Annotated in this window: 23 protein-coding genes; 8 read left to right on the top strand and 15 right to left on the bottom strand. The window is 61.2% G+C overall.

Annotated elements, in window-relative coordinates; translation table 11 throughout:
• Positions 1-395 precede the first annotated feature (395 nt).
• A complete protein-coding gene (locus U5775_RS30025; RefSeq protein ID WP_322061754.1) occupies positions 396-1,247 on the top strand; it encodes a symmetrical bis(5'-nucleosyl)-tetraphosphatase in 852 nt (283 codons plus the stop codon).
• Between the two features lie 28 nt (positions 1,248-1,275).
• Here the strand turns inward: U5775_RS30025 and U5775_RS30020 are convergent, their stop codons facing one another.
• The 9 genes from U5775_RS30020 to U5775_RS29980 all read right to left on the bottom strand — a co-directional run bounded on the left by U5775_RS30020 (position 1,276) and on the right by U5775_RS29980 (position 9,271).
• Complete coding sequence (locus U5775_RS30020; RefSeq protein ID WP_322061753.1) at positions 1,276-2,091, bottom strand: 2OG-Fe(II) oxygenase; 816 nt, start codon at positions 2,089-2,091, stop codon at positions 1,276-1,278.
• A gap of 55 nt (positions 2,092-2,146) precedes the next feature.
• Positions 2,147-2,920: a lysophospholipid acyltransferase family protein gene (locus U5775_RS30015; protein WP_322061752.1), complete on the bottom strand. Its 774-nt coding sequence runs from the start codon at positions 2,918-2,920 to the stop codon at positions 2,147-2,149.
• 45 nt (positions 2,921-2,965) lie between these two features.
• On the bottom strand, positions 2,966-4,264 hold the full coding sequence (locus tag U5775_RS30010) for a dihydroorotase (RefSeq protein WP_322061751.1): 1,299 nt from the start codon (positions 4,262-4,264) through the stop codon (positions 2,966-2,968).
• 26 nt (positions 4,265-4,290) lie between these two features.
• On the bottom strand, positions 4,291-5,310 hold the full coding sequence (locus U5775_RS30005; protein ID WP_322061750.1) for an aspartate carbamoyltransferase catalytic subunit: 1,020 nt from the start codon (positions 5,308-5,310) through the stop codon (positions 4,291-4,293).
• 151 nt (positions 5,311-5,461) lie between these two features.
• Entirely contained in the window at positions 5,462-5,995 is a 534-nt protein-coding gene (pyrR, locus tag U5775_RS30000; protein ID WP_322061749.1) for a bifunctional pyr operon transcriptional regulator/uracil phosphoribosyltransferase PyrR, read from the bottom strand.
• Positions 5,995-6,450, bottom strand: coding sequence for a Holliday junction resolvase RuvX (ruvX, locus tag U5775_RS29995; RefSeq protein ID WP_322061748.1), 456 nt, complete (start codon positions 6,448-6,450; stop codon positions 5,995-5,997). Before ruvX ends, pyrR begins: the two co-directional genes overlap by 1 nt.
• A complete protein-coding gene (locus U5775_RS29990; RefSeq protein ID WP_322061747.1) occupies positions 6,447-7,025 on the bottom strand; it encodes a YqgE/AlgH family protein in 579 nt (192 codons plus the stop codon). The genes ruvX and U5775_RS29990 overlap by 4 nt, the downstream gene beginning before the upstream one ends.
• Before the next feature lie 169 nt (positions 7,026-7,194).
• Positions 7,195-8,745: a hypothetical protein gene (locus U5775_RS29985; protein WP_322061746.1), complete on the bottom strand. Its 1,551-nt coding sequence runs from the start codon at positions 8,743-8,745 to the stop codon at positions 7,195-7,197.
• Positions 8,746-9,100: 355 nt separating this feature from the next.
• Complete coding sequence (locus U5775_RS29980) at positions 9,101-9,271, bottom strand: rubredoxin (protein WP_008342674.1); 171 nt, start codon at positions 9,269-9,271, stop codon at positions 9,101-9,103.
• Positions 9,272-9,582: 311 nt separating this feature from the next.
• Here U5775_RS29980 and U5775_RS29975 point away from each other — a divergent pair, with 311 nt between their 5' ends.
• Entirely contained in the window at positions 9,583-10,455 is an 873-nt protein-coding gene (locus U5775_RS29975; protein WP_322061745.1) for a hydroxymethylpyrimidine/phosphomethylpyrimidine kinase, read from the top strand.
• A gap of 219 nt (positions 10,456-10,674) precedes the next feature.
• Here U5775_RS29975 and groL read toward each other — a convergent pair whose 3' ends face one another.
• The 4 genes from groL to U5775_RS29955 all read right to left on the bottom strand — a co-directional run bounded on the left by groL (position 10,675) and on the right by U5775_RS29955 (position 15,950).
• Positions 10,675-12,315, bottom strand: coding sequence for a chaperonin GroEL (gene groL / locus U5775_RS29970; protein ID WP_322061744.1), 1,641 nt, complete (start codon positions 12,313-12,315; stop codon positions 10,675-10,677).
• Between the two features lie 44 nt (positions 12,316-12,359).
• Complete coding sequence (gene groES, locus U5775_RS29965) at positions 12,360-12,650, bottom strand: co-chaperone GroES (RefSeq protein ID WP_137333599.1); 291 nt, start codon at positions 12,648-12,650, stop codon at positions 12,360-12,362.
• A 536-nt stretch (positions 12,651-13,186) separates the two neighbouring features.
• Entirely contained in the window at positions 13,187-14,299 is a 1,113-nt protein-coding gene (locus U5775_RS29960; protein ID WP_322061743.1) for an acyltransferase, read from the bottom strand.
• A gap of 46 nt (positions 14,300-14,345) precedes the next feature.
• Positions 14,346-15,950, bottom strand: coding sequence for a hypothetical protein (locus U5775_RS29955; RefSeq protein ID WP_322061742.1), 1,605 nt, complete (start codon positions 15,948-15,950; stop codon positions 14,346-14,348).
• A 487-nt stretch (positions 15,951-16,437) separates the two neighbouring features.
• On the opposite strand from U5775_RS29955, the gene U5775_RS39555 reads away from it, so the two are divergent.
• Together U5775_RS39555 and U5775_RS29950 are read left to right on the top strand one after the other, a co-directional pair.
• Positions 16,438-16,830 (top strand): GtrA family protein, encoded by a 393-nt coding sequence (locus U5775_RS39555; RefSeq protein WP_415913684.1) that lies wholly within the window; start codon positions 16,438-16,440, stop codon positions 16,828-16,830.
• Positions 16,831-16,859: 29 nt separating this feature from the next.
• Positions 16,860-17,795 (top strand): glycosyltransferase family 2 protein, encoded by a 936-nt coding sequence (locus tag U5775_RS29950; protein WP_322061741.1) that lies wholly within the window; start codon positions 16,860-16,862, stop codon positions 17,793-17,795.
• 204 nt (positions 17,796-17,999) lie between these two features.
• On the opposite strand, the gene U5775_RS29945 is transcribed toward U5775_RS29950, so the two are convergent.
• Positions 18,000-19,247 (bottom strand): acyltransferase, encoded by a 1,248-nt coding sequence (locus tag U5775_RS29945; protein ID WP_322061740.1) that lies wholly within the window; start codon positions 19,245-19,247, stop codon positions 18,000-18,002.
• Between the two features lie 355 nt (positions 19,248-19,602).
• Here U5775_RS29945 and U5775_RS29940 point away from each other — a divergent pair, with 355 nt between their 5' ends.
• The 3 genes from U5775_RS29940 (at position 19,603) to U5775_RS29930 (ending at position 23,269) form a co-directional block, all read left to right on the top strand.
• On the top strand, positions 19,603-20,685 hold the full coding sequence (locus U5775_RS29940; protein WP_322061739.1) for a glycosyltransferase family 2 protein: 1,083 nt from the start codon (positions 19,603-19,605) through the stop codon (positions 20,683-20,685).
• Entirely contained in the window at positions 20,678-21,142 is a 465-nt protein-coding gene (locus U5775_RS29935; protein WP_322061738.1) for a GtrA family protein, read from the top strand. Before U5775_RS29940 ends, U5775_RS29935 begins: the two co-directional genes overlap by 8 nt.
• A gap of 360 nt (positions 21,143-21,502) precedes the next feature.
• Positions 21,503-23,269 carry a hypothetical protein gene (locus U5775_RS29930; RefSeq protein ID WP_322061737.1) on the top strand — a complete coding sequence of 589 codons (1,767 nt, stop codon included), beginning with the start codon at positions 21,503-21,505 and terminating at the stop codon, positions 23,267-23,269.
• Between the two features lie 95 nt (positions 23,270-23,364).
• Here the strand turns inward: U5775_RS29930 and U5775_RS29925 are convergent, their stop codons facing one another.
• Positions 23,365-24,282 carry a glycosyltransferase family 2 protein gene (locus tag U5775_RS29925; protein WP_322061736.1) on the bottom strand — a complete coding sequence of 306 codons (918 nt, stop codon included), beginning with the start codon at positions 24,280-24,282 and terminating at the stop codon, positions 23,365-23,367.
• Positions 24,283-24,840: 558 nt separating this feature from the next.
• Here U5775_RS29925 and U5775_RS29920 point away from each other — a divergent pair.
• Positions 24,841-25,596, top strand: coding sequence for a 4'-phosphopantetheinyl transferase family protein (locus U5775_RS29920; RefSeq protein WP_322061735.1), 756 nt, complete (start codon positions 24,841-24,843; stop codon positions 25,594-25,596).
• Positions 25,597-25,969 lie beyond the last annotated feature (373 nt).

Below are 25,969 nucleotides of genomic sequence, written 5' to 3'. Positions count from 1 at the left end.
GGATCATGGAACTCCTTTTTAGCGCGAGATTTGAGGCAGATCTGGCGTGGCCCCGTAGCCAGACGCTCGAAAGGACGCTGCAAATGGAAGTGGGGGGAAACAGCGCCTGCCTATATCCATGCAGCATACTTCTGACTCTGATTTTGTAACGGCAATTATACGGGCAGCTTGAACGAAAGCCATCCCTCTAACATCTTGAAACAGCTTGACAATTTCCAACGATTTCCGTTCGGACCACGGAAATTCGATTGCTCGCCCCTGTCAATTTGCGGCCGAACAAACACGACAATTCAGCGGCGCTCATACCGCAATCGTCGTCGTGTGATACCGTCACTCTCTTGCCCTGACACTCTGTCACACTCATCCGTAGTTGATACGCACCCGTTTTCGTTTCGATGACCAAGCACGCGTCGTTCCCGCCGCCCCTCGCTTTCGGCGACCTTCAGGGCTGTCTCACTCCGTTTCGCGAGTTGCTGGCCAAAGCCGGCCCCTCTTCCGATACGCCGCTCTGGTTCGCGGGCGATCTCATCAATCGTGGCCCCGATTCGCTCGAGACGCTGCGCGAGGTGATCGCGCTCGGCGATCGCGCGGTGGCCGTGCTCGGCAATCACGACCTGCATCTGCTTTCCGTGTCGGCGGGCATCCGCAAGTCGAAGAAAGGCGACACCATCGACGACATCCTCAGCGCTCCCGACGCCAAGGATCTCCTGCACTGGGTGCGCCATCGTCCGATCGCGCATTTCGACCAGGGCATGCTGATGGTGCACGCCGGCGTGCTGCCGCAATGGGATGTCGATCTCACGCTGGAGCTCGCGCACGATCTCGAAAAGGCACTGCGCGGGGATAACTGGAAGGAAGCGCTCGCCGGGCTCTATGGCAACGAGCCCAGCCGCTGGTCTAAGGATCTGAAAGGCGTCGAGCGGCTGCGCATCACCTGCAGCGCGCTCACGCGCATGCGCTTTTGCAACGCCGATGGCGCGATGGACTTCTCCACGAGCGGCGGGCTGGATTCCGCGCCGCCGGGCTTCATGCCGTGGTTCGACGTGCCGGGGCGCAGGACCGATAACGTCACGGTCGTGTTCGGCCACTGGGCGGCGCTAGGCCTGACGTTACGCAAGAATCTGATCGGCCTCGACTCGGGGTGCGTCTGGGGCGCGCGCCTTTCGGCGGTCAGCCTGCAGGCCGATCCGCACCAGCGCGTGCTCACCCAGGTACCTTGCTCGAACTGCCGCGCGACCTCGGGTTGAGCGGGCGCCGCGCCCCGTCAACGTGGGCTCAACGCTTCTTGTTATAAACGTGCGTCGTAGCCTTCACGCCTTTGGGGAACACCCTGCGGATGGCCGAACGCGCCGCCGCATCGGCCTGCAGCAACACATCGCGCACGGGCTCCTCGGGCCGGCCCCGGAACGACGTGGGGTGAAAATATGCATCATCGCCCACGGGATGATCCGAGAAATAGTAGTTCGACACGCAGCAGCGCTGCTCCGCGCTCGCATTCTTCGACACCGAATGCCATGAATGCTGGCTGGTCGCCATCACGGCCAGGCGATTGAAGCGGCTCACGATGGTCACCGGATCGGCCTTCGTGCCGTTCGGCCACACCTCCAGGTTGCCGCCCTTCTCGAGCGACCACTCCGGCGAGACGTAATAAAGCAGATTCAGCACGCGATAGTGCTCGCGGTCCTTGTCGTGCGAATTGTCGAGATGCGGGTTGAGGAAGTGCCCCGGGCCCATCACCGAAATGCCGCCGGCGTAGAGATGTTCGTCGGGATAGAGCGAGCGCAGGCCCGTGATCTCCTTCACGAGCTCGACCACGCGCGGCATCTGGAACGCAAAAATGATCTCTTCCAGCAGCGGCGCGTGCGCATCCACCTGCGCCGACACATACTTGAGCTCGCGCAGACTCTTGCGCAGCATCATCTCCGACGTATCGGGAAAGGCCGCGCGAATCTGGCGGGCGACGTCTTCCGGGAGCACGTCGTCGATGTGGAAATGGTTGATGGGCGCCGTCTGCGTCCATTGCTCGCGCAACCGTGCGCCTTCCGCCTCGAGACGCGCTGCAATGTGCGCGCCCAGTTCCGTACGATCCATGATGGCTGTCCCATGTTCGATGTTCTGAATTCGATGATGATGGGGGTCGCAACCGTCAAACCCGCTGCGCCACTCCACTGCCCTGCGCGCGCGTCGGGGTGCGCATCGCATCGAGCGCCGCCCCCACCGCTTCCTGCGCGCGCGCCGCGAGTTTGCGCCGATCATCACCGGGCTCGATCGCCTCGCCCACATACACATGCGCCGTGATCGGTCCGGCCTTGAGCAGCGCGTCGAGCGACTGCTTGAGCGAGACGTCGTCGATATACGCGGGCGCCGCCGACTGCCGCCCCTGCGCATCCTCGTACAGAATGCAGATCGGCTGCACCGGCTTGCCCGCCGATACCGGCGCCTGGAACATGTTCGAATGGAACGGCTTGATCGCGAAGCCGTCGGTGGTCGTGCCCTCGGGAAACACACACATCAGCTCGCCGCGTTCGAGGCGCGCCGCCAGCTCGTGCATGATGCGGCGCGCGTCGCTGCGCTTCTCGCGCTCGATGAACACGGTGTCCAGATTCTGCGCGAGCCAGCCGATCAGCGGCCAGTGGCGGATCTCGGCCTTCGAGACGAACGGCGTCGGCCGCCACGCGTTGATCACGTAGATGTCGATCCACGAAATGTGATTGCTGACGACGAGCGCGCCCGCGTCGAGCCGCGCCGCGTCGTTATGCACGACGAGCTTCATCCCGCACAGCTCGAGCATCCTGAGCGACCAGGCGCGGTTCATGGCGTGGCGCGCCTCGGGCGTGGCGCGCGGAAAGCGCACGCCGACGGTCCAGGCGCCGCGCAGCAGGTGCCCGAGCAGTCGGGCTTTGCGGATAAAGAGGCTCATGGCGGTACGAGATTCGATGGCGGTCGCGAGTGCGTTCGATGATCCTCAATGATGCCCGGCGTGACGCTCGAAGCCGATGCGCCCCGCCACCAGCGTCGCGAGCACCACGGCGGGCAGCTCGTAGCCGAGGAACGGCGTGTTGTGCCCCTGGCTCTTGAGCGCGCGCGGCTCGACGCGCCAATGCGCGTTCGCATCGAATACGCAGAGGTCGGCCCGCGCGCCCACTTCGATGCGCCCCACTCCGCGATCGACGCGCTGCATCACCGCAGCGGGCGCCGAGGTGATCTGCGCAAGCGCCTTTGAGAGCGGCACGCCGGCTTCCTGCGCCCACTTCACGGTGAGCGAGAGCAGCAATTCGAGTCCGCTCGCGCCCGGCGTCGCTTCGGCAAACGGGAGGAGCTTTTCGTCGTCGTCCACGGGCGTGTGCTGCGAGCAGATGGCGTCGATCGTGCCGTCGGCGAGACCCGCGCGTATCGCTTCGCGGTCGCGTTGCTGGCGCAGCGGCGGATCGAGCCGGAACTGCGCGTCGAAGTAGCCGATGTCCATGTCGATCAGATGCATGTGATTGGCCGTGACGTCGCATGTTACGGGCAGACCTTCGGCCTTCGCCTCGCGCACAAGCGCGACGCCCGCCGCCGACGAAAGGTGCTGCACGTGCACGCGCGCGCCCGTCACACGCATCAGCTCGAAGAGCGTGTGCAGCGCGATGGTCTCTGCGCTCACCGGTACGCCCGAAAGCCCGAGGCGCGACGCCAGCGCCCCGCTCGCGGCCACGCCGCCCTTCGCGAGATACGCGTCCTGAGGGCGCAGCCACACGGCGTAGCCATAGGTGCTCGCGTACTGGAGCGCGCGCAGCAGAACCTGGGTGTCGGCGATCGGCCGGTCCGCCTGCGTGAAGCCGATGCAGCCGGCCTCGGTGAGCGACACCATCTCCGTGATCACGTCACCCTTGAGGCCGACCGTGAGCGCGCCGAGCGGATGCACGTGCGCGCGTTCGAGCTTGCCCGCGCGGTACTTGAGCATCTCGATCAAGCCCGCTTCGTCGAGCACCGGGTCGGTGTCGGGCGGGCACACGAGGCTCGTCACGCCGCCCGCGAGTGCCGCGTTCATTTCCGAGTCGAGCGTGGCCTTGTGCTCGTAGCCCGGCTCGCGCAGCCGCGCGCTCAGGTCGACGAGACCCGGCGCGACGATCAGGCCGTTCGCGTCGAGCGTTCTATCCGCGTGAAAGTCGGCGGGCGCGGCGCCGAGCGCGACGATCTTGCCGTCCGCGATATATACGTCCTGCCGTGCTTCTGTGCCGCTCGCCGGATCGACCAGCGTGCCGCCTTGAATATGAATCTTCATGCGCTGCCCTTTTTGTTCTTGCCAGTTCAATCGTGGTTACCGGCGACGATACCCATCACCGCCATGCGCACCGCAATGCCGAAGCTCACCTGGTTGAGGATCACCGACTGCGGCCCGTCCGCGACCTGCGAGTCGATCTCGACGCCGCGGTTCATCGGCCCCGGGTGCATCACGATCGCATCGGGCTTCGCGAGCGCGAGCCGCTCGGGCGTCAAGCCCCAGCTCTTGAAGTACTCCTGCGCCGACGGCAGCAGCGCACCGCTCATGCGCTCGTTCTGCAGGCGCAGCATGATGACGACGTCGACGTCCTTCAAGCCCTCGTCGAGGTTATGAAACACGCGCACGCCCATCTGCTCGAGTCCGCCCGGCAGCAGCGTGCGCGGGCCGATCGCGCGCACTTCGGGCACGCCGAGCGTGGTGAGCGCGTGGATGTCCGAGCGCGCGACGCGCGAGTGCAGGATGTCGCCGACGATCGCCACGCGCAGGTTCGTGAAATCGCGCTTGTAATGGCGGATCGTGTACATGTCGAGCAGGCCTTGCGTCGGGTGCGCGTGGCGGCCGTCGCCGGCGTTAATTACGTGCACGTGCGGCGCGCAATGCTCGGCGATCAGATACGGCGCGCCGCTCGACGCGTGGCGCACGACGAACATGTCGGCGTGCATCGCCGAAAGGTTGCCGATGGTGTCGAGCAGCGACTCGCCCTTGCTCGTCGAGGACGCGTTGATGTTCAGGTTCAGCACGTCCGCCGAGAGACGCTTGGCCGCGATCTCGAAGGTCGTGCGCGTGCGCGTGGAGTTCTCGAAGAACAGGTTGAATACCGATTTGCCGCGCAGCAGCGGCACCTTCTTCACGTCGCGGTCGGTCACGCTCACGAACTGCGTGGCGGTGTCGAGGATGTGCGTGAGGATCGCGCGCGGCAGGCCTTCGATCGAGAGCAAATGCTTGAGCTCGCCGCTCTTCGTGAGCTGCGGATTGCCCTTGAGAAAACCGTAGCGAAAGCGCTTGTCGTCCGGTGCTGCCGGTGCCGGCGTGGGCTGTGTGTTCATCGCGAAATTCCTGCGCTGGTATCTGGCTCGATCTCGTTCGATCTAGCCGGGTCTGACCGGTGTTGGATTTGAATCGGGTTTGGTCGGCGCTCTGGGTGTTCCAGGCGCCGGGTTGATCCTGGGTCGCGTCTCGTTCGTGCGGCGAGCGCGCTTACTGCGCCTCGCGAGGCTCGATGCGCAATGCGAAGCGGCCATCGTCGGTGCGCTCGAGCACGAGCGTCGAGTCCGGGTCCAGTTGCAACTCGCCTCCCACGAAGCGCGCCGCCACGGGCAGTTCGCGTCCGCCACGGTCGACGAGCGCGGCCAGTTCCACCGACGCGGGCCGGCCATAGTCGTAGAGCTCGTTGAGCGCCGCGCGCACGGTGCGCCCGGTATGCAGCACATCGTCGACGAGCAGAATGCGGCGGCCCTCCACCTCGAACGGCAGCGCGGTCGGGCTCGCCTGGCTGTGCAGGCCCTTTTTCGCGTAATCGTCGCGGTGCAGCGCGACGTTCACAACGCCCCACTGCGCCGCGCCGAGATCGCGCGCAAGGCGTTCGGCAAGCCAGGCGCCGCCGCTGTGGATGCCGGCGATCGCCACGCCATCAGGTGCGTCGTCAGGCGCGCTGAAAGCATCGGCCGGGTAAGCCGCGCGGATCTGCTCGAGAACGGCGCGGTACAGCGCCTCGGCGTCGGGTGTGTTCATCACGGGAATTGGGGCGGGGGTTCGTCGACCATCTCGTCGAAGTACTGCTGGAGGATCACGCAGGCCGCTTCGGCGTCCACGTGCTCCGCGCGCTCACCGCGCTCGCGCAGGCGCGCTTCGGCGTCGACGGAGGAATAGCGCTCGTCCACCCATCTCACGGGCAGGTTGAAGCGGCCGTTCAGTTGATTGCCGAAGCGTTTGGCCAGCTGCGTCATGAGGTGCGGCGCGCCGTCCGGATGGCTCGGCAGGCCGACCACGAGTACGTCGGGTTGCCACTCGCGTAGCAACGCGCCGATGGCTTCGAAACGCCAAGCCTGGCTGCGGTTCTGGATCACGGTGAGCGCGCGGGCGTTGCGCGTGAGCGCGTTGCCGAGCGCCACGCCGATGCGCTTTTCGCCATAGTCGAACGCCAGCAAGGTCGCCTCGGCGGCGCCTCGCCCCGCGGCCACGCTCATGCGTGGCCCGCCTCGCCCGAGAGCATCGTCGACGAAATGCCGAGCAGCGCGAGCGCCGCTTCGAAGCGCTCCTCGGCGGGCACGTCGAAAACGATCTTCGGATCGGCTTCAACGGTGAGCCAGCCGTTCTTCGAGATTTCGTCTTCGAGCTGGCCCGCGCCCCAGCCGGCATGGCCGAGCGTGAGCAGGAACTGCTCGGGACCGGTTCCGCTCGCCACGGCTTCGAGCACGTCCTTCGACGTGGTCATTTCGAGGCCGCCGGGCACCGACATCGACGAGGTGTAGTTCGTGCCGGACTTGGCCGCGTGCAGGACGAAGCCGCGCTCGGTCTGCACCGGGCCGCCGAAATAGACGGGCACGTGCAAGAGCGGTTCGATTTCGAGCTTGAGGTCGATGCGCGAGAACAGCGCTTCGAGGTCGATGTCGGTGGGACGATTGATGACGAGGCCGAGCGCGCCGCGCTCGGAATGATCGCAAAGGTAGACCACCGTTCCTGAAAACGTGGGATCCGCCATGCTGGGCATGGCGATCAGGAACTGGTTGGTCAGATTGATGCGATCGTTACTCTTGGACATGGTTTGAATTCTAGCAAAGACGATGCGGAATGGCGGCGGGCTGCGACGCCTTCCGGGTGCCCCTCGGGCCGCGCCCGTGGCACGGAGAATGGATCACTCTACCATGCGCAGGCGACACGGCTGCAAGGCGGCCGGGGCTTGCTGGACATGGCGGGCAAGGCGATGCGGCTCAACGCGGGGTGAGTGGCGCCGCCGCGCCCGCGGCAAGTGCGCCACTTGCGCCGGTGGTGACGCTTGTGCCCGCCGCAATTGCCGCGCCAAGCGCGCGCACCGCGGCGACAGCGTCGGGTTGCGCGACGCCCGCCGCCACCTTGTGCAGCATCGCGCGCAATGCCTCGTTCGCGTGCTCGATCGCCTCGCTGGCGGGCGCCGCCACGGTCGCCCCGGCCATCGCTACCGATGCCGTTTGCGCTCCCGCAGCGGCCGCCGCGTGCGCGGAACGCCGCCAGGCAAGGCCGAGCGCGTCGGCGAGCAGGCCCACGTGGCCGAGCCCGAGCGCCCACGCTGCCGCGCCGATGCGGTACGCCGCATCCGCCGCGACGAGTGCCGCCGCGGGATCGGCCGGCGCGCCTGCAGGCCGCAGCGACAGCGCGCGGGCTGCGGTGCCGAGTTCGAGCATCGCGGCATCGGCGGTCTGCAGGAAATCTTCGTAGGCGTTGCCGTTCACGACGAGCGCGCCCAGCTCGCGCGCGGGCGCAACACGCGCCGCCAGTGCATCGGCCTGCGCGCTGTCCGCTTCCCAAAGCGCCTCGGAGGCCTGGGTGCCCGCCACGTGCCAGTCCACGGTCAGGCCGTAGTCGCGTAGCAGATCGACGTCGTCGGTGTCTTCCGCGGCGGCGCCGAAGAGCGCGTAGTCGCGCCACAAGAGCGCAAGCGCCATGCGCACGAACGACTGCGGCGCGATGCGCAAGCCGTGTGCGTGCTCGCCGATCAGCAGGTTGCAACGCGCGTAGAAACGGCGCACTTCCTCATCGCCCCAGGTCGTCGCGCCGCGCCGCAGCACCCGGCCGCAAGCCGATGCGAGACGCCAGAAGTCGTAGGGGTCGGCGCTTGCGAGTTCCGCAAAGCACGCGTCCATCTCGCCGAACGCGGCCTGGGCAAGCGCGTCCGCCGCGCGGCTGCCGTTGCCGTTGCGCGCCTTGAGTGCGGGCAGCAGCGCCGCCTCGTAGCGCGCGCGGGCCTGCGCGAGCCGCTGTGCAGGCTGCGCGCGCAGCGTGGCGACCGCGACGGGCCGGCCGTGCAGCGCGACATCCTCGTAGGCGAGCGCGACGCCGGGAGCGTGCTCCGCCAGGGCGTCCACAAGAACGCGCTGGCGCGCATAGAGCGCCGGCGAACAGGCCAGCTCGCGCAGATTATGGCGCTCGAGCGCATCGGCGAGATCGGCTAGCGCGTCGCGAAACGCCTCGCGAATGCCGTTGTCGTCGGAACCGTCATGATCGTGCGCGGGCCGCGGCGGCATGCCGGGCGGCAGCGGCGCAGGCGTGGACGCCGCCAGCGCGAGCGGCGAGGCAAGCAGCAGCGTGTCGGCGAAACGCGCCGCCGCGAGCCAGCCCGCGTCGCGCAGCGTGCGCGCCGCCTGGCGCAGTGGCCGCGCGACATCGCGCTGCTCGTCGAGCGCGGCAAGCGCCTGAGCCAGCGCGCCGCGCGCGAACGGCACATGCCCGCCACGCGGATTGGGCAGCGCTTCGAAACGGGCGACCGATGTCGTATGAAGACTCATGAGACCGCCAGGAACAATTGCGATGCGATTGCGATAGCAGCGAACCGGCCAGTTGGCCGGCTGCCTCGCGCGAATACCGGCGAAATCAGACGCAAGGCACCGGGGAGAGGCGTAGCAATTTACGCGCCGCGAGGGCTCGCGCGGCGCCCTGCACCAAAGCGCCAGCACAACGTGCCTGCGCAACGTTTGAAAACGGTACTAAACGTAAGCGGCTGATGATCCGGCACCCGGCGCAGTCACATCCATAAAGCGGTACGTACAGCAGGCGACGATCAAAGCGTCATGCGGGCCGCCTGCAAGCGCAACCACAAGCAGACCGGCAACGAAACGCAGCAACGGCCGCGCACCAGACGCCTCAGATCTGGACCATCTCGAAGTCTTCCTTGCGTGCGCCGCACTCAGGGCAAGTCCAGTTAATGGGAACATCCTCCCAGCGCGTGCCGGGCGCGATGCCTTCGTCTGGCAAACCGGCTTCTTCGTCGTAAATCCAGCCGCAGATCAGGCACATCCAGCTTCTATATTCCATTCTTATGCCGCGTCGAAAAGTCCAAAAAACCGCCGCGTGCACGTGCCGCGGACGGTCGGGAAAACTGCCGGGAAAACAAGAGCCATGATGGTACCGTGTTGCCGTTTCTATGCCTAGCAACTGTGCCCGCACTCGAGGCCGGCACCTGGCGCTCTGTCAAAACGAGAAAATCCCTCGCGCGCGGCAGGTCATCCGTCCCCCGCAAGCGCCGCCAGGCTGCATAATTGAACCGTCGGCGCCGGACATAGCGGCGCCGGCACTGCATACATCTGCACCCGCAGCGAGCCAACCCAACTCTCCCGTCAACGTTCATGTCCGGCGACACCCCTCCCATCGTCCTTACCTTCGGCCTTTCCGATCCGACCGGCGGCGGCGGCCTGCAGGCCGACCTGCTCACGCTCGCCAGCATGGGCTGCCACGGCGTGAGCGTGCTCACCGGCTACACCGTGCGCGACTCGGCGGGCTGCGACGAAGTCACCGGTCTCGATCCCGAAACCGTCGCGACCCAGGCGCGCATGTTGCTCGAAGACATGCCCGTGTCGGCGTTCAAGGTCGGCGCGGGCACGCGCGCCGAGGTGGTGAGCGCCATCGCCGAAGTGGTCGCCGACTACGACGAGATTCCCCTCATCGTCGCGCCCGACTTCACGCTCGACGACGAGCACGTGCTCGCCGCCGATGAACTGCGCGAAGTCGTGACCGATCTGCTCGTGCCGCAGACCACGGTGCTCGTCGCCGACGTCTCGGTGTTGCTCGCGCTCGCGCAACCTGACGGCGATGCGGAAGCGCCCAGCATCGACGCCGCCATCTCGCAACTGCTCGCCACCGGCTGCGAATACGTCCTCTCGATGGAGACGGGCTCGCACCGCGTGGTGAACACGCTCTATAGCGAAGAGGGCCAGTTGCGCCAGGACTTCTGGGACCGCTCGAACCAGCCGATGATGGGGCTCGCCGACACACTGGGCTCGGCGATCGCCGCGCTGCTCGCAAACGGCCAGGAGCCGCCCGAAGCGGTGCGCGAGGCGCAGGAGTATCTGTATCAGGCCCTGCAGAACGCGTTCCGGCCGGGGATGGGGGCGTGGATGCCGGATCGTTTTTTTTGGGCGCGGAGTAATGATGCGGAGAATGGCGAAGCGTCGCCGGGCGATTCCGACGATGCGCCGCCCTCGGGTGAAGCGCGGCATTGAAGCGGCGCTAAAGGGTCGGCGCGGGATTGGCAAACTCACCCGCGCGATTCATCCGATCCAGACCGTATAAACGTAAAAAAACCCGCATCGCTGCGGGTTTTTTGTTCAGGCCGGAAGCACCCCTTTCGGCGTGCCCCCTGCACTTCAACGTAATACCGGCCTAAGCCTTGCTCTGCATGAGACCGGAGTAGGCGCTGAAGCGCCAACTCCGGATCGCAATTACATATCCATGCCCATGCCGCCCATGCCGCCGGGCATACCGCCAGGCATCGGAGCATCTTCCTTCGGCACTTCAGCAACGGCTGCGTCCGTCGTCAGCAGCAGGCCTGCGACCGAAGCTGCGTTTTGCAGCGCAGTGCGCGTGACCTTCGTCGGGTCGACCACGCCGGCTTCAACCAGGTCGCCGTACTCGCCGGTCGCTGCGTTGTAGCCGTAGTTGCCTTGACCAGCCGCAACCGCTGCCACGACCACCGACGCTTCTTCGCCGCCGTTCGTGACGATCTGGCGCAGCGGCTCTTCCATTGCGCGCAGGACGATCTTGATACCGGCGTCCTGGTCTGCGTTGGCGCCCTTCACGCTGGCGATTGCCGTACGTGCACGGATCAGCGCGACGCCGCCGCCCGGGACGATGCCTTCTTCAACGGCAGCGCGGGTTGCGTGCAGCGCGTCTTCCACGCGTGCCTTCTTTTCCTTCATTTCGACTTCGGTCGCGGCTCCTACCTTGATCACTGCCACGCCGCCTGCCAGCTTGGCAACGCGCTCTTGCAGCTTTTCACGGTCGTAGTCCGAGGTCGCTTCTTCGATTTGCGTGCGGATTTGCTTCACGCGCGCTTCGATGTTCACGGCTTCGCCAGCGCCGTCGATGATCGTCGTGTTTTCCTTGCCCACTTCGATGCGCTTCGCTTGACCGAGTTCGTTCAGCGTTGCCTTTTCGAGCGTGAGGCCGGTTTCTTCCGCGATGACTTGACCGCCGGTCAGGATCGCGATGTCTTCCAGCATGGCCTTGCGACGGTCGCCGAAGCCCGGAGCCTTTACAGCGACGGTCTTCAGGATGCCACGGATGTTGTTGACGACCAGCGTAGCCAGTGCTTCGCCTTCGACGTCTTCAGCGATGATCAGCAGCGGACGGCCAGCCTTCGCGACTTGTTCCAGAACCGGCAGCAGATCGCGGATGTTCGAAATCTTCTTGTCGAACAGCAGAACGAACGGGCTTTCCAGCACGGCGACTTGCTTGTCCGGGTTGTTGATGAAGTACGGCGAGAGGTAGCCGCGGTCGAATTGCATACCTTCGACGACTTCGAGCTCGTCTTGCAGCGACTTGCCGTCTTCGACGGTGATGACGCCTTCCTTGCCGACCTTGTCCATCGCTTCAGCGATACGGTCGCCGATCGACGTGTCGCTGTTTGCCGAGATCGAGCCGACTTGCGCGATTTCCTTGTTGGTCGTGCAGGGCTTGCTGACCTTGCGCAGCTCTTCGATGGCTGCTGCGACGGCCTTGTCGATGCCGCGCTTCAGGTCCATCGGGTTCATGCCCGATGCGACGTACTTCATGCCTTCACGGACGATCGACTGGGCCAGAACCGTTGCGGTCGTGGTGCCGTCACCGGCGTTGTCGCTGGTCTTGGAAGCGACTTCCTTGACCATTTGCGCGCCCATGTTCTGGAGCTTGTCCTTGAGCTCGATTTCCTTTGCGACCGAGACACCGTCCTTGGTGACCGTCGGGCCGCCGAACGAGCGCTCGAGGACCACGTTGCGGCCCTTCGGACCCAGCGTGACCTTCACTGCGTTGGCGAGAATGTTCACGCCTTCAACCATCTTGGAACGGGCGGAATCGCCGAACACGACGTCTTTAGCTGCCATCTTCTAACTCCTTGAATTCTTGATGAATGTGCGGTGGGCGGAATTTACTTCTGCACCACGGCCATGATGTCTTCTTCGCGCATCACGAGCAGTTCGTTGCCATCGACCTTGACGGTCTGGCCAGCGTACTTGCCGAACAGGACGCGGTCGCCGACCTTGACGTCGAGCGCGATCTGGGCGCCCTTGTCGTCACGCTTGCCCGGGCCGACTGCCAGGACTTCGCCTTGATCCGGCTTTTCTGCCGCTGCGTCCGGGATCACGATGCCCGAAGCGGTCTTGGTTTCTTGATCCAGGCGCTTGACGATCACGCGATCATGCAAAGGACGAAGGTTCATGGATGTTCCTCTGTTGATTGGGACTTGAAGAGACTCAAGAAAACCTGGCTGACGACAACCGCCAGCCAGCGATGTTTTAGCACCAGAGTTGTTAGCACTCTCATGCGGTGAGTGCTAATTATATGGACGGGTGGTGACAAATTCAAGAACGGGCCGGATGGCTTTTTTTGGGGACGGGATTTCGCCCGGAGCGGGGATCTTCGGCGGCCGGGGTGGTGCCTGGACTACCGGGTGGCGAGTGGCGGCGCGCGCCAATTTCTCAATTAAAACAATGAAATAGTGCAGTCTGGCGACAACGTGCGTCGGGAGCCAGGATATGTCTGGGCAGCGCTTTATCACGCGACGAAGCGGCCAGCGCGTCACGACATTTCGGCGCACCCAGGGAAATCCACGACCGCGATCGGGGCACGAGTCAAGCGAACGCGCCCCAGCGCCGTCTGTTCCAGAAGGTCCACCAGAATATCTGACCCCATCTGACTACGACGGGAGCCAAAAGGGAGGGAAATCAAGTCGGGGCGACGGACCGCCAGAACTTATCAGGTCTGGACTGCCTCCGTCGCAATGCCGTTCGATCGTCTTAGCCGTCGCATGACGGCGTTTCTTATTGGCCGCTCGAAATATTGGAATGTAGCGGCGGCCGCAGCGAGCGTGACAATGGCAAAGAAAGTCGCAGCAGCATGAGAATGAGCGGAGATGAAACCGCGCAGATGTTCCTCCATGCCCCGGAGGATGATCTGATGCAGCATATAGACGGCAAAGCTGATCTCCCCAAGAAAAACGAACGGCCTCTTGCCAAGCAGCACACTCAGTGCGCCTCGCCCAAATGCAAAGATGAAAATGAGCAATGCAAGCGCCCAGAAACTGCCGCTCTGCAATACCCATTCCGCAGCTTGAGGTGCAATCGGCATCAACGCCTGACTCACTGGCCAGGCACAGGAAATACAAAGGCCAACGAGTGCGCACGCGCCGATTTCCATCCCAGTCCATACGGCCGTCGATCCTTTGATATCTGGCGTGACCTTCAAATAGAGCGTCGCGGCGAGCATGCCGACAAGAAATTCAAACACCCGCGCCAACGGATTGATGTAGAGAAGGCCGGCGAGAAGCAGGTTAGCTTCGTCACTGTTTTCCGGGCGCAATATCTGGTAGGCGAGCGAGCACACTGCAATACCGCTGATTGTGGCAATGACTTTTATCGGCCACGTCCTGACGAGACGCCATGTGAGTAGCGGGAAAACTGCGTAAAAGAACAGCTCGGTGGAAATGCTCCATGCCACGCCATTCAATGAAAAGTACCAGTAGAGATGAGGCACCCAGCTTTGCAGCAGGAGCACGTTGGCAATCACGACCTTCCACGACGGTAACGCATCATGCGTGACGGCAAGCAGCAGCACGATCGAGAGCAGATGCGTCGGCCAGATCCGTGCAATGCGGGCGGCGTAGAAGCGCTTGACCCGATCGACCGTTCCCAGCTCGCCGTAGACGAGCCTGAGTATGAATCCCGATAGCACGAAAAAAAACGAAACGCCCGTCGCAAAGCCCTGAATCCCGACCGGTTTCCAGAACGTACCGTTCATATGCAGCACGACGATCATCGACGCCGCGAAGAAGCGCAGCGAAGTCAGCGTATTGAGGTGTTTGGCGTACATGGCTGGTTTTCGCGTTCGCAAGGTTTTTGGCAGCCCGTGCCTGAAATCACCGGCACTTTCCCCGTTCGTACAAGGACCAGTCGGCGTCCTTCGCAACGAGATTCACCTGGCAATCCTGATTTTTAAAATAGTTCAATGGTAACGGCTGTGGGTTACGAACAAAAAAGTAACGATAGAGCTTGCCGTTATACGACGCCCAATCGAACCTCTTCACCGAATCGCGCCCGCCCGGATCGAACATCGGCGACGACGGGGGCAATCTATCCGAGCGAAAGCGGACGATCTGCGGCAGGAACCAGGCGAAATTGATATCGACAAAACCGTGCCGTTCAGCCTGATACCACGCGGGATAGTTTCCGTACGTTATGGACGTATGGAACGCCTGGCTATTACGGTCGAATACGATGAAAAACGCTCGCTGCCCGGGTTCGGCAAGGTTCATGATCCGCTCGAACGGCTTGCTTTCATCGGCAAAACGATGGATACGCACGGTCTGTACAGCAAAGAAAGCCCAGCAACTCAACATCATGGCAGCCGAGGCGAGAATCGTCATCTTCGAGCGAGACACGGCCCGAAAACCCGCATTTCTCGTTGCCAAAGGCCACGGACGCATCGCGCAGAATGCGAGGGCATACGCCGGAAGCAGAAAGACGGCAAACCGCTCGGCAAGGAAGTATGTCTTCATCGCTACCGTCGGCGCGGCGAGGTAGATGAGCCCCACTACCGCCACCGGGACAAGAGCGGAAGGGTTTCGCCAGTTGATCCGGTCACGCAATGCCCACGGCGCCGCGAACATTAAAAGCGTGCAAAGGGAAAATAGCGCGTTTCGGGAAAGGGAACTTTCGGAGGTCCATGTGTAGAGAGGAAAGATAACCCATCGCCGGCTCAGCGAGTCCCAGTGAACACCGGGAAGATAGGAAGAAAGTGAAAGCAAGGGATCGCTTTCCCGCGTCATTAAGGCATAGACCACGGTGAGAATCCCGAGCATGGCGAACGGGATGGACTCATAAGCCAGCCGGGAAATCTTCTTTTTCCTTATGGCCAGAAACCCGAAGCCGATCAGGCACGAAAACAGAAAAACGAGACCATGCGAGAAGAAGGTGATCACCCCACCCCCTACGATAACGATCGCGCCTCTCAAGCTGGGTGCGGCGGCATATCGATGCGCCACCAGGATGAACATCAGACCAATGGGCGCTGCGACCAGAAAAGTGAAAAGGCCCCACGCGAACGCAAATCCGAAGAATGCGGGAATAAACAGCCAGTCGAGTCTTTCGTCGCCACCCAAACGGCGGCGGAGCATCACACAGGAGAGCACGAACGCGTAGTACGCCACCGTGAGTACGACCTTGAGCGCCACGTTCACCGGCATCAAGTAACTCAGCGCGAGAGAGACGCCATAGGCCGTCAGGTACGGTGTGAAATAATTGATGCGCACCAGGTCCCGCCACGGCGAAACACCGTCGACCAGATCATGCATGAGGGCGACTTGAGCCGCATGCTGAGGGAGATCGCACATCGGCAGGCGCGGTGCGAGCCAGAACAGCAGACCGCCATACAGCACTGTCGATACAAACAACACCCTTACGACCCGTGTCCACTGGATTGCGAAGGGTTCGGTTCCAAATTGTTTGGTCAACGTCTCGTCCATGAGGGCCCTTTCGTCCGTTGGAGAATGAAACACCAGCGCTAACGCTGTTTCGAAGGAGGCCCCCGGAATGGATCGGGCCTTCACGCCTCTAGAGACGCACTGCGGAATCCGTCTCGTGCTACACACGCATTTTTCGGTCGGCTTCGATGCAATGAAACATCCCGCCAAATTAGGCACGCTGCTCAGACGTGTATGTCTGGTATCCAACTGAAGCAGGCAGGGAGTCGGGCGAACTGCCCGATGACGCGATGGAGGCCCTTATTTTTTCGGCCGCAAACGGACCAGGAGGCACTCACCCGGCCCTGTTTGGCCGGGCGCTTATAAACCCCAGCGCAGGGGCCTGGCGGACCTGCTCCGGGTGTTGGCTGGCGCACGAACGCCAGCTGCGATAAGCGATAGGTTTCATCTGTATAGTAGGCGCGCATGCAGCGCGGTCGAGATTCCGCTCAGGCGGCGCAAGACGATTTTCTTATTTGGGGTGAGGTAGATGTGGATCTTGCGTAGCTCAATGGTGCGCTACTTGATGGTGGGAGTCGCCAATACGATAGTCGGGCTGACGGTCATCTGGATAGCGCTACGGCTCCTCAACGCAAGCGCCGCAGCTGCCAATGCAATAGGTTATGCCGTGGGCTTCCTGTGCAGCTTCCTGCTCAACCGGACATGGACGTTTCGGCATCGCGGAGCGGCCAGTAAAGGCCTGATACGGTACATCCTTGTTTGTCTCGTAGCATACGCGGCCAATCTCATCGTCGTCTTGCAGCTCGGTGAGCACTTCGGGCGAAGCAATTTGGTGCCGCAGATAGCGGGAATGGTGACCTATACGTTGCTCGCCTACGTTGGATCTCGCGTATACGCATTTCCCGTTTCCATGGCTCGCTAGCCATATAACCAGGTGGACAGGAGCAAGCGATGTTGCGCCTCAACCTCGTGATTCCGTGCTTCAACGAAGAGGAAGTCTTGCCGGAGACGACCCGGCAGCTTCTTGCGCAAATGGATCGGCTACTTGCCGACGGTGCGATCGGTCCCGAAAGTGAAATCACGTTTATTGACGACGGGTCCCGTGATCGCACGTGGCAAACCATTGAATCTCTGCACGCCGCCGATCCTCGGGTCAGGGGTATCAAGCTTTCCCGCAACCGCGGGCATCAGAATGCCCTGCTCGCGGGACTGATGTCCGTACAGGGCGATGTGGTTATCAGCCTCGACGCCGATCTCCAGGACGACGTGGGCGCAATCCCTCGCATGCTCGAGGCCCATCGCGATGGTGCCGATGTTGTATTCGGGGTGCGCTCGTGCCGAGTCACCGACACCTTCTTCAAGCGCTTCACCGCGCAGACGTATTACAAGGTCCTGCACAGTTTCGGCGTGGAGATCCTTCCCGATCATGCGGACTACCGTTTGATGAGCCGGCGCGCGCTCGACGCCTTGAGGGATTTTCGCGAGGTCAACCTGTTCCTGCGCGGCATCATTCCGTTGCTCGGGTTCCGTACGGCCATCGTCAAATACGAACGCAATGCAAGATTCGCCGGCGAAAGCAAGTACCCGCTCCACAAGATGCTCGCCTTTGCATTCGACGGCATTGCGTCGTTTTCGTCGAAGCCCCTCCAGTGGAGCGCGTACGTCGGCGCGTGTATTTCGGTAGGCGCGTTGCTGATCGGGTTATGGGCGATTTTCATCCGGCTGTTCACGAACTTGAGCGTCCCGGGCTGGGCATCGACCGTGATCCCAATGTACTTTCTCGGCGGCCTGCAACTCTTGTTTCTCGGCGTCATCGGTGGCTATGTCGCAAAGATCTACTCCGAGACCAAGCAGCGGCCACGCTTTATTGTCGAGACCACCCTTTAAGTCCAACCAAGGTCGCGGCGCGCTCGGCCCTGATGTCCCATTCAGGCATTCGGCGCGCCTACCCGAACGCGTCGACGAGCTGCTGGCCAGAACGTTTCTGGGAGGCGGCGCGTGCACGCGGAGCTACGCGGCGCCGGTCACAACCTGCCAGCGATCCCAGGAAGCCACAGCTTCTTTGCGCCCTCGCCCCGCTCCTTCGTCAGACTAAAGAGGCTCGTTCAAAACGACGCGCCTCGTGAGCATCATCCGGCGAATCCATCTGACCACTCCGTCCGTGCATCGCATCGGCGGCTTTTCGATAAAATGGAAAGTCGCAAAGCAAATCAAAACAAGAACCGGCGTTACTGAGAAAATCAAAGCCCAGTGCCACAAAGGGGACGGCATTCCTGAATACTTTTCTCCGGAGATGAAATTGAAAAGCACAAACAGGACGAATCCATGAAGCAGATAAATGCTGTAAGCCATCTCGCCGAGTGCGCGAGAGAGCGGGCTGATCAATGCGTCGAATAGCGTGGCCCCACCTGCGACCAGGGCAAAGCTCAGAGAAAGCAATGCGACCGGGATGTGCGAGTAGGACGTCGGGAAAAGTGTAAGCGCCGAAATTATCGATATGGCGGCAATCACCGACGATACTTTGCTTTGAGCAATCCGCCGAAATCGTGCGCTACGAACAAGTAGCGCCGTCACGGTTCCGCTCAAAAAAATCTCCAGGAACAACGGCGATGCATGGAGCCGCATGAACCCAAGAATACCGACGATCCCGATCATCAGGATCGGGAATGCCGGAATAGCGCCAATCGCGAGCGACAGCAGCGGGAGGCAGAGGTAAAACGCCCATTCGTAAGGAAGCGACCACGTTACCCCGGCCAAAATCAGTCGCGTTCCCTCAACGCCATTCAGGTCTGGTACGCCGAGAAACGAAAACCCTATCCATCTCAAAGCATCGGTTGCCAGCGCCTTCGGGGATTCGTTCAGGGCGAAATGTGAAACAACGGCTACCGTCACGAATAGCAGCGCCATTGCAAAGAGATATAGCGGCACGAGACGAAGAAGCCTGGATACATAGAGCCTGATCCAGTCCACACCCTTTTTCTTTCCTTCGATTACTTTTGTGGAAAAAAGGAAGCTGGTAATCATAAAAAATAAAATTACGCTGCTCTGCCCCAGGCCCGTGAAGAAATTTGATGGGGGAGGCTGCCAGTCGGAGGTTTTGATGTAGAAAAACCATATGCACGAATGGTGCATGAATACAAAAAAAGCCAGATACCCTCTCAATCCGTCAATCGTCATGAAGCGCCCTTCCGATTTCGGAGCGCCAAATCGCCAGATCAAAACCCTGACCGTACCCAGTGCAAGGAGCAGTGCAACAATAACGGGAAGCGGGCTAGTCGGGGCTATCATTTTTTTCGACCTCATGGCAAAGCCAGCGCTACGCCGGGCTGGAGTCAGCATACGCGTCTTCCCGTGGCGAAAAATCGGAAAGCTGCCTCGATGTGTTATGCGGCGCTCATTGGGTGCAAGCCGTGAAATCTCCGGTTTTACGTCGTGCTGGCCCTATTTATTCACGACGGTCCCAGTCAATATGCGGGCCTGCCCAATGAAGCACCGCGACGGCGGCCAGTGTGGCCGAGCGCACGAACCGCGTGCGCGCATCGCTCTAGACTTTGAATGCATGAGCGCCTGCCGGTCAGGCGCTCTGGTTTGCGGCAAGTCCTGAACGGACATACCGCCGGGGCAAGCCGCAAAAGACGCTTGCGATGAAATCGTTACGCCAGTCGGACAACCGCGGTATCTTCGCGAGGTCACCATGGACTATGTCGGCCGCCCTCACTTTCTGGTTCCGGAAACTCTTCTGAGGGAAGCGCTAATCCCGCCGGCAGCGGCGCGTGACACGATTGCCCGGTCCAACCCCTCGCTGGCAGAGGCGCCCGCAGTGGACGAACCTTGTCTCCTGTCGCTCGTCGTGCCGTTCTACAACGAGGAGGAGATGATCAGGGCATTTTTCAGCGAGGTGATTCCCGTACTCGAAGCGATCGACGGAACGCAGTTCGAAATCGTCTGCGTCAACGACGGCAGCCGCGACGACACGCTCCGCATGCTGATAGGCATGTCGAATGAAGATAGCCGCATCCGCGTAATCGATCTGACGCGCAATTTCGGCAAGGAGGCCGCGCTCTCGGCTGGGCTCGACGAAGCGCACGGCGCCATTGTGATCCCTTTCGATGCCGATTTGCAGGACCCGCCCAAAATCATTCCGTTGCTGGTCGAGAAATGGCGGGAAGGCTATGACGTCGTTCTCGCCAAACGCGTCAGCCGGCTCACCGACTCTTTCCTGAAGCGCCAGACCGCGGCGATTTTCTACCGGATGCACAACGCCGTGTGCGATACGAAGATTCCGGAAAACGTGGGGGACTTCCGCTTGATAACCCGGGAGGTCGTGGACGCGCTCAAACAGCTTCCCGAGACACGCCGCTTCATGAAGGGCCTGTTCGCCTGGGTCGGTTACCGGACTGCAGTCGTCGAATACGTGCGCGAGTCCCGGCTCGCCGGGAGGTCGAAGTTTTCTGGCTGGAAACTCTGGAACTTCGCTCTGGAGGGCTTCACGAGTTTCAGCACGCTGCCGCTTCGTGTATGGACTTACGTCGGCAGCTTCGTGGCATTCGGCGCATTTATTTATGCATCGTTCCTCATTGCGCGAACCCTGATTCAAGGGGTCGCCGTACCAGGCTACGCGTCACTGATTTCGGCCGTCCTCCTGCTCGGAGGCGTTCAATTGATCGGGATAGGCGTGCTTGGCGAATACATCGGCCGCATCTACTACGAATCGAAGAACCGGCCGGTTTACCTGATCCGCAACCGCTATCAATCCGCAGGCGCCAGCGATGCCTGATCTGCGCATGGCGCGAAGGTTTGCGGTCTATGCCTGCGTCGGTGCAATCGGTACCGGCGCGCAGTACGCGGTTCTGATCGCGATGGTGCGTTCGGGTTACGCGTCGCCCGCGCTCAGTTCAATGGCCGGGGCGACCATCGGCGCAATCGTCAACTACGCGCTCAACCGCCGGATCACGTTCCGAAGCCATAGCCATCCTCTGTCGACCGCACCGAAGTTTGCCATGATCGCGTTGCTTGGCGTGCTGATGAACGGCGTGTGCATGAAGCTCTTCATGGCAATTCCAGGGTTGAACTACCTGATTGCACAACTGGTCACGACCGCCCTCGTTCTCGGCCTGACCTATCTGCTCAACTCAACGTGGACGTTCAACGAGCAGAGCCACCGCGGCAATGCGGTTTCCAAGGTATCGATGAGCAACTTGCCGGCCGTTGATATCAATGAGCCCGGCGGTTGATGGAACGCCAAAGCCAACGAGATACGCCGATAAAGCACGTTGAAGGATGAACGCACTGAAATTGTGCGAGGGCGTACGCCGTTGATCCGATTCGTTCGATCGAAAACGGCGTTGCCCAACGCACAGAGAGGTTAGCGCTCGCCGGCTACATTCGTCGCGTGCCTGCCCGCACGGGGCATACGCGATGCGTCCGGCCGTTGTGCAACACCGCGCCAACACCTAACGGAGAATCGGGAATTCAGAAATGCGTTATGGATTCCGAATTGTTTCGTGTGTTGCAGCGGTAGCTCGCCCAGACCATCGCGGATTAACTCCCCACTTATTAATCTGACCTTCAGGCTGCAAAAACAGAGGTGCTACATGGCAATAAAATGGTCGCCGGGCAATGTACATCTCATCCTTTCCTGGATCGTCATCGGTGCGCTCGGTATCGTCGAAGGACTTTACGGTCGGACGCAATACTACGGCGACTGGATTTCCTATCTGAATGTCAGTTGGGCCGTCACGCACATCGATTGGCGGGAGATTTTCAACCCTTTCTGGAATCCAGGCTATCCCGCACTAGTTGCAGCCGGCCGGGCGCTGGCCCCTCCGACTCCAGAGGGCGAATGGTATGCGATAACGGCCGTCAACTGGCTGATCTATCTGATCGCTTATGCATCGTGGCGTGGCCTGATCCGCAGCGCCTTCGCCCTGTATTGGCCGCGTTCACTCGCACTGATCCAGCATCCATTTACGATCTGGATCGGGGTTTGCGTTTTTCTCGGTTCTTGCCTGGCGCTCGATAGCGTTTCGGCCGTGTGTCCGGATTTGCTCGTGACCACGGGCTTCCTTCTGGGTTCGAGCCTGCTTCTCTCGCTGATCCGGCGGCGCGACCTGGTAACGGCGATATTGCTCGGCCTCGTCCTCGGCATCGGCGTCTGGGTAAAAGGGGTATTCACGCCTTTCGCTTGCCTGTTCGTGCTTACCCTTTTCATCTATTGCTGCGCGAGGGGCGGCCTGTGGCGTTCGTTCGGCGTGGTGGTGGGAACCTTCGGCGTGTTCTTTGCCATCTATGTGGCCGGGATCTCCTGGTCCTATGGCGAATTTACGCTGGGTGCCTCCGGCGCCTTGAATGTCCCGTGGCATGTGAACGATATGCCCCATATGACCAACTGGCAAGGCGGACCGCAGCCATTCGGCCGGCCAATCCACCCGACCACTCAGCTTGTCGCGGGCTTGCCGGCCTTCGGCTTTGGGACGCCCTTCCACACGACCTACCCTCCCTATAACGACGTCGCATACTGGTACGAAGGCTTCCGGTCGTTCTTCAGCTTGAAACTCGAAGTCATCGCAATGGGCCGATCGCTGTGGAGCTTGCAGCAGATACTCCGGCAACACCCGATCGCCCTGGCAGTCGTCTTGGCTTTGTTGTTACCTCTTGTCAAGCGGTCATGGCGAACGTCGCTCGCCAAGACAGCGATTCGAACCTGGCCATTGCTGTTGCCGACCATCGGAGGCTTTGGGGCTTATTTTCTCGTTCATGTCGAGGAGCGCTATCTCAGTGCGTTCATCATGATCGTTGCGCTGCTGTCCTGCGCGCCCTTGCTCGATGTGACGCTGCCCGCCCGTCGCCTGCTCACCGCGGCGCTCGTCCTGATCTATGGCGCGGGCGCGCTCGGCGAACTTGCGGCTACCGATGCAGTTTCATTCAAGGGGGCGCTTCATCATGCAGACTTTCACGAAGACCCACGCTGGCAGATCGCCGAGGCGCTGACCGCCTCGGGATTACGACCGGGCGACCCCGTGGCCGTGATCCGGGACACCTACCCTGCTGTCAGGGTCAGTTGGGCCTATGTCTCACGCTTGCGCATCGTTGCCGAATTCGGCGCTCTCCCGTACCGCATCGAGCCCGAGGACCTCACCCGCTTTGATCGTCAAGACGCAAACCCGTGGCCGGACTATAGCGAGATGTTCTGGACGAAGCTCACGCCGCAACAACGCGAGCAGGTCATGAAGGCATTCTCTCAAGCCGGAGCGCGAGCGGTCGTGTCGCTGTCGATGCCAAAAATTCAGCCCGGTCCTGGCTGGGTACCGCTGAAGGGCACGCCTGCCTGGCTTTACAAGTTTAGCGGCGCGACCCAATAGCCGGCTCTAAACCATTCGCCCTGCTACCCGGCGGCGTCATGCCGCCGGGTAGCAGGGCGAAGCACCGAATACATCGAGTCGATCTGCTCGCGGATTCAGATCTTCCACGTCAGCCGCTTGATCAGATTCACACCATCCCTTCCGATAATCAACTTTACGAACAACAGCCACCAACCCTTACCCGGAATGACCACCTCTCTCGATATGATTCTTTCGATAATATTGAGTCTTAGAAGCATATTCAGATTCTTGTAAATCAGCACATTGAATATAAACGAGGATGCATGTCCTCTCGACATATATCTGTCGTATTTTTCAAAAAATACCAGGCTCGGCTCGCAATTGGTTTCCCGCGATATCCGCTTTGGGCTTCCACTTAACGAATACTCCACCAACGCGTCGTGCACATAGATAAATGCGCAGCCCGCCATTTCGGCATTAATGGCAAAATCCCAATCTTGATGTCGACGCAACGATCCATCGAAGCGAATCAACGGATACTGATGACGCCACATCATGATGGACGAAGTCTGAACGTAGCCGCCCTCGAGCAGGATGAAATCGAACATCGGCTGACCATCATAGGGAGACCGGTTGCCGAGCACGCGCCGGCTTCCATCGATTAGCACGACATTGCTGAACAACACCTTCACCTCGCTCTCGGCCGGCTTGGGCCCGAGCGCGGCGATACATCGTTCAAGCTTGTTCGGCAGCCAACGGTCATCCGCGTCCAGAAAAGCAATCAGATCGCCGGCGGCCTCCTCGATGCCCCGGTTTCGGCACCAAGCCGCCCCCCGGTTCACGCTCTCGCGTATCAGGCGCAGGGCAATCCCGTCCCCGCAACGACTCGGCAAGTCGAACTGCAACCCCGATGCGTCGTCTATAACAATAATTTCGCGCGGAACAATGGTTTGGCTGGATATCGATTCTATGGCTACCCAAAGCAGATCAAGGCTGTTGTAGTGCGGAATTATCACACTTACCCCGCAAGCATCTTCAAAATCGCGCCGCATCCCACACCTCGAGTCAGAATTTCGAAGAATTGCTCACAGAAATATTAAAAAACGCCTTTTTTAACCCAACATATTTATTAATTACATAAACCTTCCTGAATTCCGCCAATTTCATTATTGATTCTTTCATTTAGCCTTCCAAAACCGGGGCGCGACATAGCGCTTGTCGAACATCACGTGTTGACATGGTCAAATTTCGAATACGACGAAGGTACGTAAAAGCGTCGCTCGCCCAGGCCTGATTCGGTGGGGTAGCGAAGAAGTTGTGTTCCTGCAGATCCGGCGCAGCCGGCAAGCCACGATTCGATTTCGTCGTTTTCATGTGCTTGCGTCTGAGCCGGATACACACGCCGCGCTGTGCAATCACATCAGCAGGCAGTGCAATCCGCTGTGCCGGATCGTATGACGGACTCCCGGCCTCGCTCCGTGGGTTGCCCAACAATTCCGCGTGAATTACGCTCGGCGCATCGCGAACGAAGGCGGATCAACGGAACGCAGGTCGTGTTACCGTAGGTGTATCTTTCGATGTCGTACGGCCCAGCCGAATCCAGGCTTTCAATGTCCTCTTCTCTCCTTACACCGCCTTCTGAACAAAACGTCCATGTCTGGCAGTGGGATCTCGATGTTCGTGGCAGCGAATTTAATCAGTACTGGGAAATACTTTCGACGCAAGAGCGCGAGCGCGCCGACAAATTCCGCTTCGAACGACATCGTCATCGTTATGTGGTGGGACGCGGAGAACTCCGGCAAATCCTCGGCCGCTATCTCGCACTGGCGCCGCAGGCCGTCACGCTTGACTATGGCCCGGAAGGCAAACCGTTCTGCACCATCCAGCCTTCTGACTGGAAGCTCTGTTTCAACCTCAGCCACACCGAGAATAGAGCGGCTCTCGCCATCTCGAACGATTTCGAGATCGGTATCGACATAGAACAGGTCCGCCCAATCGAAGAAAATCTGCCGACCCACGTATTCTCGACACGGGAACGCGCGCAATTCGACGCGCTACCGGGTACAGAAGAACGGCAAAAGGTTTTCTTTGAAACCTGGGCGCGCAAAGAAGCCGGTTTAAAAGCGCTCGGCACGGGCTTTATCCTGCCGCCCGATCATTTCGAATTCGATCTTTCCGTTCACGGCGATACGACACCGCGTTTCGTCGGCGGCGATGCGCAAGAAGCAACGCATTGGCGCATTCGCGCCCTGCCGGCCAATCCGGTCTGCGCGGGAGCCGTGGCGGCTCGACGTAAAGACTGGTCGATCGTTGAAATGAATCAGGAAGCACTCCGCCAGCGTCCCGTTGGCTACCGGCCCGCTTAAAAAGCGAAAAACAGGGCGAAAAATAGATCGGGAACATACGCCCCGACCGACCTGATTGTGCCCTGCCGCATACGGCAGCGGCCCGGCCCCATTCCGCGTCCGAACGTTCGTCCGCCAGAACCGGCGCCCCCTTCCCCCGCCTGACTCCCCCGCCTCGAGCGCGCGCGCAAACGTCTGCGTGCGATGTGTTGTTGCATCTGCTGTGTGTGCGACGGCGAACGGAGATACGGGCCGCGCAAGTTTAACTTCCTCTTACAGCACATTTCGCGTTCGGGACGCGGGAGATGCGTATGGAGCCTCGTGCTCCCCGCGCCTCCCGCGGCCGTCCGCCTTGATGTGCGCAACCGCGCGCATCAAGGCGTGAATCATTAAA

The sequence above is a fragment of the Paraburkholderia sp. J63 genome, assembly GCF_905220245.1.
GTDB lineage: Bacteria > Pseudomonadota > Gammaproteobacteria > Burkholderiales > Burkholderiaceae > Paraburkholderia.
This window is presented reverse-complemented; position numbering and strand designations above follow the sequence as displayed.

Excerpts from the sequence above, each read along its gene's own strand:
- U5775_RS30025 (WP_322061754.1), top strand. The coding sequence starts at position 396 with ATGACCAAGCACGCGTCGTTCCCGCCGCCCCTCGCTTTCGGCGACCTT.
- U5775_RS30020 (WP_322061753.1), bottom strand. The coding sequence starts at position 2,091 with ATGGATCGTACGGAACTGGGCGCGCACATTGCAGCGCGTCTCGAGGCG.
- U5775_RS30015 (WP_322061752.1), bottom strand. The coding sequence starts at position 2,920 with ATGAGCCTCTTTATCCGCAAAGCCCGACTGCTCGGGCACCTGCTGCGC.
- U5775_RS30010 (WP_322061751.1), bottom strand. The coding sequence starts at position 4,264 with ATGAAGATTCATATTCAAGGCGGCACGCTGGTCGATCCGGCGAGCGGC.
- U5775_RS30005 (WP_322061750.1), bottom strand. The coding sequence starts at position 5,310 with ATGAACACACAGCCCACGCCGGCACCGGCAGCACCGGACGACAAGCGC.
- pyrR (WP_322061749.1), bottom strand. The coding sequence starts at position 5,995 with ATGAACACACCCGACGCCGAGGCGCTGTACCGCGCCGTTCTCGAGCAG.
- ruvX (WP_322061748.1), bottom strand. The coding sequence starts at position 6,450 with ATGAGCGTGGCCGCGGGGCGAGGCGCCGCCGAGGCGACCTTGCTGGCG.
- U5775_RS29990 (WP_322061747.1), bottom strand. The coding sequence starts at position 7,025 with ATGTCCAAGAGTAACGATCGCATCAATCTGACCAACCAGTTCCTGATC.
- U5775_RS29985 (WP_322061746.1), bottom strand. The coding sequence starts at position 8,745 with ATGAGTCTTCATACGACATCGGTCGCCCGTTTCGAAGCGCTGCCCAAT.
- U5775_RS29980 (WP_008342674.1), bottom strand. The coding sequence starts at position 9,271 with ATGGAATATAGAAGCTGGATGTGCCTGATCTGCGGCTGGATTTACGAC.
- U5775_RS29975 (WP_322061745.1), top strand. The coding sequence starts at position 9,583 with ATGTCCGGCGACACCCCTCCCATCGTCCTTACCTTCGGCCTTTCCGAT.
- groL (WP_322061744.1), bottom strand. The coding sequence starts at position 12,315 with ATGGCAGCTAAAGACGTCGTGTTCGGCGATTCCGCCCGTTCCAAGATG.
- groES (WP_137333599.1), bottom strand. The coding sequence starts at position 12,650 with ATGAACCTTCGTCCTTTGCATGATCGCGTGATCGTCAAGCGCCTGGAT.
- U5775_RS29960 (WP_322061743.1), bottom strand. The coding sequence starts at position 14,299 with ATGTACGCCAAACACCTCAATACGCTGACTTCGCTGCGCTTCTTCGCG.
- U5775_RS29955 (WP_322061742.1), bottom strand. The coding sequence starts at position 15,950 with ATGGACGAGACGTTGACCAAACAATTTGGAACCGAACCCTTCGCAATC.
- U5775_RS39555 (WP_415913684.1), top strand. The coding sequence starts at position 16,438 with ATGTGGATCTTGCGTAGCTCAATGGTGCGCTACTTGATGGTGGGAGTC.
- U5775_RS29950 (WP_322061741.1), top strand. The coding sequence starts at position 16,860 with ATGTTGCGCCTCAACCTCGTGATTCCGTGCTTCAACGAAGAGGAAGTC.
- U5775_RS29945 (WP_322061740.1), bottom strand. The coding sequence starts at position 19,247 with ATGCTGACTCCAGCCCGGCGTAGCGCTGGCTTTGCCATGAGGTCGAAA.
- U5775_RS29940 (WP_322061739.1), top strand. The coding sequence starts at position 19,603 with ATGGACTATGTCGGCCGCCCTCACTTTCTGGTTCCGGAAACTCTTCTG.
- U5775_RS29935 (WP_322061738.1), top strand. The coding sequence starts at position 20,678 with ATGCCTGATCTGCGCATGGCGCGAAGGTTTGCGGTCTATGCCTGCGTC.
- U5775_RS29930 (WP_322061737.1), top strand. The coding sequence starts at position 21,503 with ATGGCAATAAAATGGTCGCCGGGCAATGTACATCTCATCCTTTCCTGG.
- U5775_RS29925 (WP_322061736.1), bottom strand. The coding sequence starts at position 24,282 with ATGCGGCGCGATTTTGAAGATGCTTGCGGGGTAAGTGTGATAATTCCG.
- U5775_RS29920 (WP_322061735.1), top strand. The coding sequence starts at position 24,841 with ATGTCCTCTTCTCTCCTTACACCGCCTTCTGAACAAAACGTCCATGTC.